Raw genomic sequence first — 13,559 nt, forward strand, 5'->3', positions numbered from 1 at the left:
CGCCCCGAAAGTTCGTCGATACACCCATCTTTTTTTCTGTAAGAAGAGAATGAACTGTCTTGGTTGCATTTCGAGAATTTTAGCCGCTTCAGTCAACCCGAAGAGCCCATCTGTACGTTGTAAGCTTTCCAAAGCCATTGCTTTTGGTTTTAACTCTCTCAATGAGGAGCTTATCTTTCCTCCTTATAATCCAATACAAATTGATGCCGTTAAAGAACTGACATTGAATATCTTTCAACGATATCCTGATATTATGCCAACTTATATTGTGGGGCATAGTGACATTGCCATTGGAAGAAAAAGCGATCCAGAAGCAGCTTTTCCATGGAAAGAACTTTATATGGCGGGGATAGGGGCATGGTATGATGATGAACCCAAAAATCATTATCAAGAGCAATTCTCTAAGAATTTTCCGTCCCAAAAGAAAGTTTTATCTAAGTTGAAATGTTATGGATATGACATTTCATCTGTATGTATTGAAACTGGATACAAAGATTTGATTCGAGCATTTCAACTTCATTTTCGTCAAGAAAATTATAATGGGATTCTAGATGTTGAAATAGCAGCGATTCTTTATATATTGATTGATAAATATTTTCCATAAACTCAATTCGTTTTAAAGGCATGTTATCATTCCATGTGAGTACTTTTGTTCTTAAGAAAAAGTTTTTTGCTGATTGGATTCATGTAAAAAAAGCATTTATGGTGTAAAAAATCCTATGTACGATATAGGGTCTTTCAATGGAAAAACATACTTTTACAAAAAAATCTATGGTTTGCTGAGATAAGTTTTGCTGTTTTTTTGTCTTACATTCTACTCTCTTTAAAAGCATGAAAAATATTTAAAATCAATATGTTGAAGATATTTCAGGACATGATTCTTACGTAAGATAGAATGTTTCAAACAAAATATCTTTATATTGTATATTTATGCGCTTGTTTAAAAGATTTTTTTCAGTGTGGATCACAACACATATTTTAAATGGCGTTTCAGAATATAAAATTCTCTGTGAAGTGTGTAGTCTATTGTTCATCATCATTTCTTATGTTTAGTAAAAAGTGTCTAGCACCGTCACACTATTTTCTTTCCTCTTAATGTTGTTATAGCCTTTGTCTCTTGAAACGATTTATAAAGGTGTTTCTTTGCTTTACTTATTTTTATGCATACGTCAGTCTTGCTTGTGATATACATGAGTAAGACGCTTCATAGGAGCCATTTTAAAATCCTTTCTTATACAGATTTGATCCACACATTCATCTCGCTTGTAATGTGTAAGCGAATGGTTTTGATTGATTAAACAGATTTGAAATAAGAGAATCTTACGATATTCAGGATTCTCATTCAATATGAAAAACAGTGAAATATCATTATAAATCAATGGTTAGTATATAAAGATGTTTCTGTGGTTTTTGGTAAAGATCTCAATGTTTATGTAATTGAAGCGAAGCTTTTCTTCTGATGGTTATTTGGTGTGTGAAGCAGTTCTTAAGGAAAGTGGTAATGATAAGGTGTTAGCAGGATGGAGAAAACCATTTCAGTCTGATGGTGGTATTCGTGTTTTATCGAGAAATTTAGAAACAGCTATTATAAAAGTTTCATCTGTTAAACCAGAGTATTGGCATTTTAAAGATTCTGTTCTTGTTTTTATTGATTAAGAAGAACTACAAAAATTTTTTTAGATCTAGAACATTGCATGATAAAGATTTTATCGCTGTCATTCGTTATCAAGAATCAAAAGCAAATGGTATGCCAGAGCTTTATAAATTAACGATCATTTTAGGAGTTTTACAAGATCGCGGTCAAAAGATAGCATTGATAAAGGGTGATCGTATGTCAGGGGCATCAGGAAAAATTCCTGCTGCCATCCATGTGATACCAGAAGCTTTGGATAATGGTCCCATTGCACGTTTGCAGAATGGCGACATTGTTATCCTTGGTGTGCATAAGAGTAAATTGATTCTTTTGGAGGATTTAGCAAAATTTAATGTGCAAGCAATCATGCTTTCTGATCTTTCAAAAAACAAACATGGTGTTGGACGCGAACTTTTTCACGTTTTTCGTCAATCCGTTAACCGTGCAGATCAAGAGTCATCTGTATTTATGACATGAGGAATACAAAAATAAATAAGGTGCACCATGTCTAATGAAACCATATCCAATAAATTATTACAATTCTTAGAGTTTTGGTACAGGAAGATTATGTGATCGCATGGCGGCTTTGAGTGTATTAACCATAAGCATGGCAATTGTCATTGGCCCAACACCTCCTGGGACTGGAGTGATCGCAGCGGCTTTTTCTTTTACGTTTTCAAAGTCGACATCACCAACAAGACATGTTTTTCCGACACCTTTTTCTGGTGCAGCAATGCGGTTCATACCAACATCAATAACAATTGCGCCATTTTTTACCCAGTCTTTTTTAATCATTTGTGGGCGGCCTACAGCTGCTACAAGAATATCAGCGCTTCGACACACATCATCAAGGTCTCGGGTACGACTATGGGCAATTGTTACAGTAGCATTCGCTGCCGTTAAAAGGGCAGCCATAGGTTTTCCAACAATATTAGAGCGTCCAACAACGACAGCATCAAGTCCAGATAAATCTCGTCCACATTGTTGTTCAATCATTATCATGGCACCAGCTGGTGTACAGGGAATAATAGCATTTTCAAGTGCGTTTGCCGCGAGTTTTCCTACATTGATATAATGAAAACCATCAACATCTTTTTGGAAAGCGATGGCTTGTGTTACGCGGCTTGTATTCATATGGGTAGGGAGAGGCAGTTGTACCAAAATACCATGAATTTTGGGGTCAGAGTTTAATGTTGCAATAAGTTGAAGGAGTTCTTTTTCTTGCGTTTCTTTGGAAACAACATGTTTAATTGAAAGAAATCCACATTCTTCGGCTTTTTTATTTTTTGAGGCGACATATACTTGACTTGCAGGATCATCTCCAACGATAATAACAGCGATACTAGGTTGTATATTATAGTTATTGCGGAGTTTTGTTGTTTCAGCCTTAACTTTCACAATAATTTCTTCAGCAAGTTTTTTTCCGTTAATAATATTGTTCATTAAGAGATCCTTTCGGTCAGGCTGTTTGTTTTTTTGTAAAGCATTTTCTAAGAATAGGATAGGGCTTTATAGCAATATTCATATGAGAACATTAAGAATGGTTTGATAATGTTGTAGATTTATAGTTTTAAAAGACTTTTAAATAATTGCTTTATAAAGAATCAACAACATTGCTGTTTGAATAAACTTTAGATAAAAAACAGAAATAATGAAGATACAAAACAGCTATGATGAATTATAAGGTTATAAAAAGCCTCTTAACGATCATTTAAGTTTGTATTTAATATGTTATAGGGGGATAAGTATAGAGGGATATTGTGCGCATCGGAATAATAAAATTTTTGAGCGGAATTTTTATTACAATTATCTTTTTATTTGGAGTGGGGATTCTCATTTTACCTTATCTCGTTTCTACAGACGCGATTCGTATTCGTTTATCACAGGATTTGAGTGCATGGACAGGTTATAACGTGCAATTGCGTGATCCACCACAGTTACATCTTTTTCCTTATCCTAAAGCATTTCTCTCCGGCGTCACTTTAACACCAAAAATAGACGATATTACGCCATTAATGGATGCTGAATCAATAGAAGTTGATCTTTCTTTAGTCGATCTTCTTTGGGGACATGTTTCCTTTTCAGAAACACGAATTGTGCGTCCTCAATTTATTATGGAAAAGCCTGTTAAAACCATAGCAGATTTTTTTGATAAGTTTTCTCGCTCACAAGGTGCATTAGGATTGGCGATACGTAATGCACGTGAAGTATTAAAACATAATCCTGAAAATCCAGAGCTAGAGCACCTTTTAAAACAACCTTTTGGACGGATTGTCATTGAAAATGGTGTCCTTGTGTATCACGATAATTTTTCAGGAGTAGCAGAAAAAATCACAGGATTAAATGCGACTTTAGATTGGGCAGAATCAACTCAAGAAGTACGGTTGCGTGCTGATGCTCGTTGGCGCGGAGAGTTTACAAAGTTATCAATTGACGCTTCTCAAGTATTGCTGCTTCTTGCAGGAGGCAAAAGTCAGGTTAAGGCAAGCCTCAATTCTGTACGTGGGGGAATAACTTTTACAGGACAGGCTCGGTTATCTGAATATTATATTTTTGATGGAAAGGTATCAATGCGTTCTCCAGGATGGAATCAGACATTGTCTTGGATTGGTGGAGACCAGTTTTGGGGACATAAATTAAAAATACCCATTGTATGGGAAGCTCATTTTTTAGCGAAACCAATGCATATCCGAATGAACAATGTTGCATTTACGATGGGGCAAACCAATGCCCGGGGAGCTTTAGAATTTGATTTTCAAGATTATGTACCAAATGTTATGGGCTCTTTAGCATTTGATAGCCTAGATCTTCACTTCTTGGGCTCAATATTTTCTTTAAGTAAAAAGAAAAACTCATTCTTTGATAGGGCAATTTTTGATCGTATTGGGGTGGATATACGACTTTCTGCGCCACAAGCTAAAATAGGGAATATTTCACTCACAAATTTAGCTGCTGCGATACAAATAAGAAATGGGCATGGTATTTTTGATCTTGGGCATGCGAATATTTTTGGTGGAACCATTCAAAGTAATATTGAAGTTACACCAATTGGACAAAAAGTGCGTATTAGAGGCAATATTTCAGGTGCTTCTATTAATACGCAGGCTACTTTAGAGGTTTTAGGATTTATTCCATTTATACAAAGCAAAACAGACTTTACCGCAACGATAAAAACCCTCGCTGATTCTTGGATGGAAGTTTTTACAAAAATGCAGGGTGAATTAACGCTGAAGATGTCTTCTGGGCGGCTATTAGGATACGATTTGAATGAATTGCAAACAAAACTTTCAAACAAACAACAGTTTCTTTTAACGAACAGTGATTCTCTCTCAACAACTTTTGATCGCTGGGATATTCAGACAAGCTTTTCAGAAGGCATGATGAAAGTAACAGAATCATTGATGCGTACAGCAGATTTGAGTTTGTCTATTCAGGGAGTCGTTACAACTTTTATTTCTCAAGAAAAGCAAAACGAATTGATGCTACAGGCCCAATTACGCAAAAATAATAGATCAAAAACTTTATGTAAAGATGTTCAATGTCTTGCTAACAGCCTTGCATGGCCTTTCACATTTTCTCTGAAATCTGAAGGACAAAATCAGGGTAATTTTTTGATTACAAAAGATATTGATGTAGATTGAACATTGTTTTTAATCTGTATAACATACTATTTTATAGTGACAATTCGCATACTTGCAATTTAAAGCTTTTTAAAATTTAAATAAGAGATTGCAATACCCTAAGATTCTCTCATTCTAAATCTATTTGTGATGAAGCAATAAAAATCATCTTCTATATCATAAGTGTGGTTGGTGTGTAGATAAATGATTGAAGAGCAGAATAAGGAACCTCTTATGGAATCTTTAGAATACAAGATATCCATAATATTTGTGAAAATATTAGAAAGCTTCTAAAAATATTTTGTTACACTAAATTTTTAAAGGCATGTGTCAGTGCTTATTGAATCTCAGAAGAAATGCCATAGCCATCTTTGGGAATTGTATGCTGTCCATCTGCTCCAACAGAACCAATTCCCACTGTAATTAAAATAAAAGCTAAAAGGGTTGTGATTGTAATAATTGCAGCTTTTTTAGCAGACATATTTTTTCTCCATTGATGCATCAATGACTGAATACAAAGATGAAAGGTGTCTTATTTAAACTTTATGAAAGCAGAATCACTTAAGGTTCTATAAGTTCCTCTTATCATCTCATAAAGCTAAAAAATTCTATAATCCTTTAATATATTATAGTTCTATAGATATAATTTTTTCTTTTTGTTATATATTTTTCTTCATTTTCTCGATAACGATAATGAGATTTGGCAAGGTTTTTATGCGCATAAATTATAAACTTAAAAGATTATTTATCCGACAGACATTAGCTTTGAATGAAGAAATAAAGATAGAGGGAGCACAAGCTTTTTATCTTGTGCATGTTTTGCGGATGAAAGAAGGAGCGGAAATTTTACTTTTTAATGGACAGGATGGGGAGTGGCTTGCTAAACTTATCGTTGTTAAGAAAAAATTTGTTATTGTTCAGCTTATCCATCAAGAAAGATTACAAACGACTCATTCCAATCTTATTTATTGCTTTGCTCCACTCAAAAACGCGCGGTTGGATTATATGGTGCAGAAAGCTGTTGAAATGGGGGTATCGATTTTGCAGCCCGTTATAACGCATCATACGCAGGTTTCGCGTATCAATATGGCGCGTATGGAAGCCAATGTTATTGAAGCTTCTGAACAGTGTGGCATTTTATCTCTTCCTAAATGCGTATCTGCTCTATCATTATCAGAGCTTTTAGCACGCTGGGATGAGACACAACCTTTATTCTTTTGTGATGAAGAACATACATCGCATAATCCATTACATTCTTTTAAGAAGGATAAAGTTACAATGCCTGGTGTTCTCATTGGACCAGAAGGTGGGTTTAGCGAAGAAGAGCGAAGCTTTTTAAAAAAATATCCTTTTGTGATTTCAATATCATTAGGTCCTCGTATTTTACGCGCTGACACTGCGGCTGTTGCTGCTTTAGCTCTTCTTAATGCTACAGTGGGGGATTGGTTCATGGATTAAGAAGCTTATAAAATCATTCTAAACAATTTATTTAAGATGATGATACCAATGATAGGATACGATAAGTTATGGCGCTTGATATAACGGATGAAAGTGAAATTTATAACTTAGATTCTTTGGTTAGCTATTTCCAAGGGGGGTATAAAGCAAAAGATGATTGGCGTATTGGTACAGAACATGAAAAATTTCCGTTTTATAGGCATGGTTTTCTTCCAGTTCCTTATGAAGGTAAAAGGGGAATCCGAGCGCTTTTAGAGGGAATGCAAAGCGCTTTAGGATGGAAACCTATTTTAGATGAAGGAAATATTATTGGGCTTGTAGGATCAGTTAATCAAGGGGCTATTTCTTTGGAACCTGGGGGACAATTTGAATTATCTGGTGCGCCATTAAAAACAGTAGGTCATACTTATCGCGAGTTAATGGAACATTTAACTCTTCTAAAGAAAATTTCAGAACCATTGGGTATTGGTTTTTTAGGTCTTGGTGCTAGTCCAAAGTGGACTTTGGTTGAAACTCCGCGAATGCCTAAGTCACGTTATCAGATTATGACCAATTATATGCCGAAAGTGGGGCATAATGGTCTTAATATGATGTATCGCACATCAACAATTCAAGTTAATCTTGATTTTTCATCTGAAAGTGATATGCGGCGAAAAATGCAAGTATCCATGAAGTTGCAATCTATTGCGACTGCATTATTTGCCAGCTCACCTTTTACGGAAGGACATCCAAATGGTTTTTTATCTTGGCGTTCTGAAATATGGCGTGATACAGATAATCAGAGGACAGGCGTTCTTCCCTTTGTATTTTCTGAGCGTTTTGGTTTTGCTGATTACGTTGAATGGGCCCTTGATGTTCCAATGTATTTTGTTGTGCGTGAAGGTCATTATTATGATTGTACACATATAACGTTTCGCCAGTTTATGAATGGAGCATTAAGAGGACAGATTGCAAATTCAATTCCAAATATGGGAGATTGGATTAATCATTTATCAACATTATTTCCTGAAGTCCGCTTAAAAAGATTTTTAGAAATGAGAGGAGCTGATTGCGGTTCGTGGAAGCGTATTTGTGCGTTGTCAGCTTTTTGGGTTGGGCTTCTTTATGATAGTGAAGCGCTTAATGAGGCAGAGGCTATGACAAAAGATTGGTGTTTTGAAGAAGTTTTGGATATGCGCGAACGTGTTCCTAAAGAAGGATTAAGGACACCTTTTCGTCAGACTGTCATTTTAGAAATAGCGCGTCAGGCTGTTGCTATTGCACGCAAAGGTTTAAAAAATCGCAGACAGTATAATGAGAATGGTCTTGATGAGACACGTTTCCTTGCTCCTTTAGAAGAGATCATCGCAATGGGAAAAACAGATGCTGATAAATTTTTATCTCTTTATCATTCTATTTGGAGTGGTACCGTGGAGCCTATCTTTTTAGAATGTGCTTATTAAATTTTAAAGAAAGAACAACATTGCATTTCTAAAAGTGGATCCATTGCGCTATTTATTCATAAATTATTTGAGAGATATGTTGTATGATTTAATTCCTCATCTCTTGATATTGTCTATGAAAGATATAAGGTAAAGCACATGAGATACTCTTATCGTTACATTGGATAAGATCAATAAAATAAAGTTTGTAAACACAAGATTACCATTGTTCTTTTTGAATTTATAATTATTTGTTTTTTATAAGTGTAAGTTATTCTATTATTGAAATAAAATACACAAAATGTAGATTGTTGTATTCATTATTCAAGAGTGAGAGAAGTTTTGCATCTAGGTGTGTAATTCATTATATATCAAACCTATGATGTATAGAGAAACAGCAATTATTTTTGGTTAAATAATTTTCAAAATAAAAGTTATAGATGCTATCAATAACATAAGTATTTGGCAGAATATTTGTATACATTTTGAAAAAAAACGTTTTCAAGTGGGCTCTTATAGAAATTAAGATTGATATTTCTAATTCTATAAGAAATATCACATATGCTTTATAGCAATAATTAGGTCTAGTTAATAATAGCTATACGGTCTTAAAGTTGCTAAAAATCATTTTTTTGATAAAAAGCAATCAATATAAATCGATATATAAGATAGATTTATATTGACGGTTGCTTGTAACAATTCTTATTCCCATAAATTTATACCATGAATAATTTCGCAGTTATCTTGAAATACGCTTTAGAATGTTCCTTAAAGAAGATCGCTCTCATTAGATTGGTATAATGTCTTTGTAGGTTTCATCGTATTGTATATCACTTTTAGGTTTCTACAGAACTGAGGTATTTATTTAGCAGTTGGATCACGGTTGTTGTCTACAGCGATTGCTAGAGTCATAATTTGTGTTTGTGGGCTACTACCGTTTCCGCTGGAAGAATTAAGAAACTTTTTTGCATAATGAATTATTGGGTTGCCAGAGTCTATCGACATATTATAAGCTCAAATGAACTCTGTTTCTCTCCAATAATAAGTATATCGTAGATGAGTTATCATATTCGGTAACATTATCCACGACATTTCTTCATTGTAATCATCTCGTAATAAATTAAAAAAACATCCCCATAATACAATAAATATATGATGATGTCTTATGACGTCAAAATTATATTATCTGTTAGATTAATAAAAAAGAAAACTTTAAGTCATTATTTAATGGATTTACACAGATTATACCAAGATATATGATTTATCGTTGAATGTTTTATTCCCAATTATATTTGATGGTGTCATTTCATTTTTGTATTTATTGTATTTAAATCTGAATTATATCCTTCAAGAACTTTAAAGTTGTAAATTTTAGTGATTTTTAAAGATGTACATGATAACAAAAAAAATAAAAATGACAAAAAAATGTATCTCAGAGAATACTGACATATGACATCATTAGAGTGTTTATAACAGCAACCTATGGAATTGGTTAGTAAGTTTATGTATTGTTGTTAAGGAAAGACCTTATTGCTTCAAATCACAGGAGAGAATGATTACGTCATTCAAATAATGGATTTAAACAGCAAGTAAAATGAAATAGTTATGTCTAATATGGGGGAATTGATGAGTCCTGATTCTATTGCGTTTTTTTGGCTCTATCCCCCATCTTTTTGAAGCTTTTTTATGGCTTCAAGAGCGAGTTTTTTACGATCTGCGCTCTTTGTATACAGAGATGCCATGGCATCATTTGTCCAGCCAAAGAGTGCTTTCAATTGTGATACTGTTGCCCCTGAGTTAGCAGCACGTGTTGCTGCTAATTTTCTTAAGCCATGGGCTGTTTTTTTGATACCTGCTTGGGTACAAGCATTATAAAATGTAAGCCCGAAGCTTTCTTTGGGTATTTTTTTCCCGTGTTTATTACAAATGAATGTTTCATCACCTATGGGACCAATTTTAAGGGTTTCTGCTAATTCAGGCAAAATGGGTAGAAAAACATCTGTTTTAAATTGGCTCTTTTCTGTTTTGAGATGAATGATATTATCTTTCACATCTTTCCAACCAATACGAATCGCATCACCACGGCGCAACCCCGTGTAAAGAAGAACATCAATCCAAACACGTTCATGGGTACCATGAGGCCATCTTTTATAATATTTTTCGACATCTTCTTCTGTCCAGACAGGAAAGCCCCCTTTATTTTTTAGAGGAGGTCTTTTAACGCCTAAAGTGGGATTATTTTCCAAAAGACCTTGGTCAATTGCCCAATTAAAAAGCCCATTAAGTACTTTCAGAAATTCTCTAGCCATTGCTGGCGTTTCTTTACGCCGTTCAACACCGGCTATGATATGTTTCTTATTAATTGCTTGGTATGGGATATCTCCTACGGAATCGCATATCTTCATAAGGATGTATTCTCTTTGCTTTTTCGTAGTTTTAGAAAGGCTATGCCAATTGGAGCTGTTAAAGTATTGTTTAAGCAGCCATGCAAATGATCCTTCAACCAGTTTACCGGTTTTGGATTTAGGGAGTATTAACCCTTGTAATTCGGCAAGGGCACTTTTGTAGTTATCAACAAACTCTTGCGTACCATAAGTTCCGCGTATTCTAATACGTTTTCCATGACCGATACGTACATACCATACAATTTTGCCACTTTTGGTCATTTGTTTCACAAGATGAGGAGGGCGTGGTTTTGGCATGGTATCACCTATAAGACGATATCAAATTCATAATCATCACGCGATAAATTCCATAATTTATCAGGATGTGTTGTTGAATTTGGTAATGGGATATCTGCTTTCAGATAGATAAGCAGTTCACCAGTAGGTTTGATTTCTATGAGTTCACAGCCTTGTTTTTTAGCTTCTCTTAAAGCCCGAGCAATGGCAGGCTGTGTTATGGTAGCTAGACGAGGCGCCATATCTTTTCTCCTTACATTGAGATGCAATTCACCTGTGGCGTGAATCACGCATTGATTAAAAATTGTTATGAAGGGCGGGGGTGCTAGGAGGCATTGGTAAGGATAAGCACCCCCATAGGATCTAAGCAGCTTTTTTAGAGAGTTGTTTTATTTCTTGTTCTATTTCTGCTAAAAAAGCTTCGACGGCTTGATTAATTTCTTTGATTTGTTTTTCATCACGGTAGATGCGTTTGACTTTCATGCGTAAGTGAGATGCTTGGTTTGTAAAACGTGGATCATAGCTTATGAAATCACACCATTTGCGTTCTGTACAAGCCATTTGGAATTGCATTTGCGCATGATATTCTGGTTTGATCTCATTATCGATAAAGAAACGCATGTGGGTAGTCGATCTTGGGCATTTGATTTCAATTAATCCGTCCTTATCAAGAAGCCCATCAGGGCTAGCACCAGCCATTTTGATTGTGGGATGTTGGATGAAACCACATTGAGTGACTTCAGTATCATAAATGAATGCATATTCTTTTAGAGCATCTTCTTCATGTTCAATGCCCCATCTCATATCTTCGGTTTCATAATAAGGGCTTGTTTGACCCGTTAAACGTTCTGTTATGAGTTTGATTTTGTAATCTTCATATTTGCTTGTAGGGGTTCCCTTTGCTGTTTTACTAATGACGTTATAAACGTTTGAAGCGGTGACTTTTCCTAGCCTTGCTTGAAACCATTGTGCAGTTCTTTGTTCCATTTCACACCGCCATTTGTTGCTCTTGTTGAGTTGGGATATATTCGATATCTTGAATATGAATATATTCGGCCTCTTGTATAGGTGTGTCTGTTTGATTTTGTTGAGGGAGGTATTCGAGAGTTTTTTCTCTTTGGATATTTTGCTTTTTTTCTAAAAGGCTTAAAACCTCTAGTGCTTTTTCATGAGACAGATCTGTTAGTTTTTCTATGTTTGCATAAGAGAGAAGACTTTTTTCATTGGTTTTTGTTTGTGTGATTAACTCTTTGATTTGTTCGAGCATGGCATGAGAAACAAATTGTCCTTGTGTATTATGGCTTGCTTCATTGATCCGATCAGCTTCATCTTCTTCATAGATCCCGGAAAAACCGAAAGCATATCGTGCACATTGTATGGTTGCTTTATGGCGTAACATACGCGCTGGGTATTTTTGCCAAGTATCAGTTTTTTGTTTGCATTCGTTTAAATATTCAGTGACTTCGATAGGGTCTTTAATGCCTTTGAGACGAATAGCGCATTTGATAGCGATCAGATTCCCATCGTTATCGATTTGATCTTGAAAAGTCATACCATCGAAATGAGGATTAGATTTAATGATCTTAATCCATCCATCAATAGAGACAACAGGGATAATGCCGCCGCCTCTTTTAGGGAGTGCATAGATTTCTTTTGTTAAAGGGTTTAATCCATAAGTATTTGCTACGGATATAAAAGCAGCGAATTCTTCATCAGAGAAGTTATGATTGATACAAGTTTTGATAATAGTTTTACGGAATTGCTCGTGAGAAAATCCATATCTGCTAGCCATTGTTGTTAAAGGGGAATTTGTCATGTTTGTTTCCTTTTAATGCATGTTTTGTCGTTTAATTTCTTGAGACAGCACCCCCATGCCTTTTGTTGTAATTTTTGCTGAAGGAATGACTTTTTCTGGCTTCTTTGTTGTTTGAATGATGTGTGTTGAGCAATCCATAAGACCTTTTTGAATTTTGTCTTGGTAAGGAAGCAAAGGAGCGCCATCAGTAATTCGATACACCCATCTTTTTTTCTGTAAGAAGAGAATGAATTTTTTGGGTTGCATTTCAAGAATTTTAGCCGCTTCAGTCAGCCCGAAGAGCCCATCTGTGCGTTGCAAGCTTTCAAGAGCCATTGCTTTTGGTTTTAACTCTTTAATGAGAGTGTCTTTTTGATCTATTTGACCTTGCAAGTAGTGTAAAAAGCCAATCATTGCCTGCGGGCTTGAGTAATCGATTTGCGGTGTTGTGACTTGCTTTGCACGTCGCTCGCATTCGATAAAGTATAAACGAGCTTGTTTTCCTTTTTCATTACGCTCTACCATGGAAAGTTCTTTTGCCATGTCTAATGTGAGAGCATAATCTTTAGAGGGACGACCACCTTGGAGGTTTTTCCCCAAATTGGGAAAAACTATATAATCTCTGTTTTCGACAAAATCATATTTGTTAATGCGTTCAATAATCCAGTCTGCAAACTTTTTACCTACTTCTAAAAAGGCATGCAATTCACGTGCGTTGACTGTTTGAACGCTTTCTTCGTTAATGGTGTTATTTGTAATAGTGATAGGATTATCCATTTTTATGATCTCTTTTAATTACCAATCTTGATGAGAGAAGGGGCGTTCTTAAAAACGCCCTCTATAGTGTGTATAGGATGGGTAGTTTGGAATGACATCCGAAAGAGTTAGACGGTGCTGCTGTTCATAAGTACCGTAAGTTTCATCTTCATATCGCTGCTGTTCGATTTCGTC

General features: G+C 35.2%; 12 protein-coding genes and 2 pseudogenes. 5 read left to right on the forward strand and 9 right to left on the reverse strand.

Features of this window, described 5'->3' with window-relative positions; genetic code table 11:
• The coding region (locus MCY_RS09255) for a phage antirepressor KilAC domain-containing protein (RefSeq protein ID WP_244832539.1) at positions 1-138 on the reverse strand (138 nt) is incomplete at its 3' end.
• Between the two features lie 22 nt (positions 139-160).
• Between MCY_RS09255 and MCY_RS08480 the strand changes: the two are divergent.
• Positions 161-604: pseudogene (locus tag MCY_RS08480) on the forward strand (N-acetylmuramoyl-L-alanine amidase); the annotation flags it as partial.
• 763 nt (positions 605-1,367) lie between these two features.
• Positions 1,368-2,110: pseudogene (locus MCY_RS10255) on the forward strand (phosphogluconate dehydratase); the annotation flags it as partial.
• A gap of 66 nt (positions 2,111-2,176) precedes the next feature.
• Here MCY_RS10255 and folD read toward each other — a convergent pair.
• Positions 2,177-3,076 (reverse strand): bifunctional methylenetetrahydrofolate dehydrogenase/methenyltetrahydrofolate cyclohydrolase FolD, encoded by a 900-nt coding sequence (gene folD / locus MCY_RS08490; RefSeq protein WP_007347959.1) that lies wholly within the window; start codon positions 3,074-3,076, stop codon positions 2,177-2,179.
• 317 nt (positions 3,077-3,393) lie between these two features.
• On the opposite strand from folD, the gene MCY_RS08495 reads away from it, so the two are divergent.
• Entirely contained in the window at positions 3,394-5,274 is a 1,881-nt protein-coding gene (locus tag MCY_RS08495; RefSeq protein WP_007347960.1) for an AsmA family protein, read from the forward strand.
• 316 nt (positions 5,275-5,590) lie between these two features.
• On the opposite strand, the gene MCY_RS09715 is transcribed toward MCY_RS08495, so the two are convergent.
• On the reverse strand, positions 5,591-5,734 hold the full coding sequence (locus MCY_RS09715; protein WP_007347961.1) for a hypothetical protein: 144 nt from the start codon (positions 5,732-5,734) through the stop codon (positions 5,591-5,593).
• A 233-nt stretch (positions 5,735-5,967) separates the two neighbouring features.
• Here MCY_RS09715 and MCY_RS08500 point away from each other — a divergent pair, with 233 nt between their 5' ends.
• A complete protein-coding gene (locus MCY_RS08500; RefSeq protein WP_007347962.1) occupies positions 5,968-6,711 on the forward strand; it encodes a 16S rRNA (uracil(1498)-N(3))-methyltransferase in 744 nt (247 codons plus the stop codon).
• A gap of 68 nt (positions 6,712-6,779) precedes the next feature.
• Positions 6,780-8,153: a glutamate--cysteine ligase gene (locus tag MCY_RS08505; RefSeq protein WP_007347963.1), complete on the forward strand. Its 1,374-nt coding sequence runs from the start codon at positions 6,780-6,782 to the stop codon at positions 8,151-8,153.
• Positions 8,154-8,993: 840 nt separating this feature from the next.
• On the opposite strand, the gene MCY_RS09520 is transcribed toward MCY_RS08505, so the two are convergent.
• The 6 genes from MCY_RS09520 to MCY_RS08530 form a co-directional block, all read right to left on the reverse strand.
• Positions 8,994-9,137, reverse strand: coding sequence for a hypothetical protein (locus MCY_RS09520; RefSeq protein ID WP_007347964.1), 144 nt, complete (start codon positions 9,135-9,137; stop codon positions 8,994-8,996).
• 653 nt (positions 9,138-9,790) lie between these two features.
• Positions 9,791-10,834, reverse strand: coding sequence for a tyrosine-type recombinase/integrase (locus MCY_RS08510; RefSeq protein ID WP_007347965.1), 1,044 nt, complete (start codon positions 10,832-10,834; stop codon positions 9,791-9,793).
• Positions 10,835-10,842: 8 nt separating this feature from the next.
• On the reverse strand, positions 10,843-11,055 hold the full coding sequence (locus MCY_RS08515) for a hypothetical protein (protein WP_007347611.1): 213 nt from the start codon (positions 11,053-11,055) through the stop codon (positions 10,843-10,845).
• Between the two features lie 121 nt (positions 11,056-11,176).
• The gene (locus tag MCY_RS08520; RefSeq protein ID WP_007347966.1) at positions 11,177-11,800 is read right to left on the reverse strand and encodes a lambda exonuclease family protein; all 624 of its coding nucleotides are present in this window, start codon (positions 11,798-11,800) and stop codon (positions 11,177-11,179) included.
• A 1-nt stretch (position 11,801) separates the two neighbouring features.
• The gene (gene bet, locus MCY_RS08525) at positions 11,802-12,629 is read right to left on the reverse strand and encodes a phage recombination protein Bet (protein WP_007347967.1); all 828 of its coding nucleotides are present in this window, start codon (positions 12,627-12,629) and stop codon (positions 11,802-11,804) included.
• A gap of 12 nt (positions 12,630-12,641) precedes the next feature.
• Positions 12,642-13,385 carry a phage antirepressor Ant gene (locus MCY_RS08530; protein ID WP_007347968.1) on the reverse strand — a complete coding sequence of 248 codons (744 nt, stop codon included), beginning with the start codon at positions 13,383-13,385 and terminating at the stop codon, positions 12,642-12,644.
• Positions 13,386-13,559: the final 174 nt, after the last annotated feature.

It is taken from the genome of Bartonella rattimassiliensis 15908, assembly GCF_000278215.1.
Taxonomy (GTDB): domain Bacteria; phylum Pseudomonadota; class Alphaproteobacteria; order Rhizobiales; family Rhizobiaceae; genus Bartonella; species Bartonella rattimassiliensis.

What these genes read in the sequence shown, in the direction of transcription:
- folD (WP_007347959.1), bottom strand. Translation starts at nt 3,076, where the DNA reads ATGAACAATATTATTAACGGAAAAAAACTTGCTGAAGAAATTATTGTG.
- MCY_RS09715 (WP_007347961.1), bottom strand. Translation starts at nt 5,734, where the DNA reads ATGTCTGCTAAAAAAGCTGCAATTATTACAATCACAACCCTTTTAGCT.
- MCY_RS08500 (WP_007347962.1), top strand. Translation starts at nt 5,968, where the DNA reads ATGCGCATAAATTATAAACTTAAAAGATTATTTATCCGACAGACATTA.
- MCY_RS08505 (WP_007347963.1), top strand. Translation starts at nt 6,780, where the DNA reads ATGGCGCTTGATATAACGGATGAAAGTGAAATTTATAACTTAGATTCT.
- MCY_RS09520 (WP_007347964.1), bottom strand. Translation starts at nt 9,137, where the DNA reads ATGTCGATAGACTCTGGCAACCCAATAATTCATTATGCAAAAAAGTTT.
- MCY_RS08510 (WP_007347965.1), bottom strand. Translation starts at nt 10,834, where the DNA reads ATGCCAAAACCACGCCCTCCTCATCTTGTGAAACAAATGACCAAAAGT.
- MCY_RS08515 (WP_007347611.1), bottom strand. Translation starts at nt 11,055, where the DNA reads ATGGCGCCTCGTCTAGCTACCATAACACAGCCTGCCATTGCTCGGGCT.
- MCY_RS08520 (WP_007347966.1), bottom strand. Translation starts at nt 11,800, where the DNA reads ATGGAACAAAGAACTGCACAATGGTTTCAAGCAAGGCTAGGAAAAGTC.
- bet (WP_007347967.1), bottom strand. Translation starts at nt 12,629, where the DNA reads ATGACAAATTCCCCTTTAACAACAATGGCTAGCAGATATGGATTTTCT.
- MCY_RS08530 (WP_007347968.1), bottom strand. Translation starts at nt 13,385, where the DNA reads ATGGATAATCCTATCACTATTACAAATAACACCATTAACGAAGAAAGC.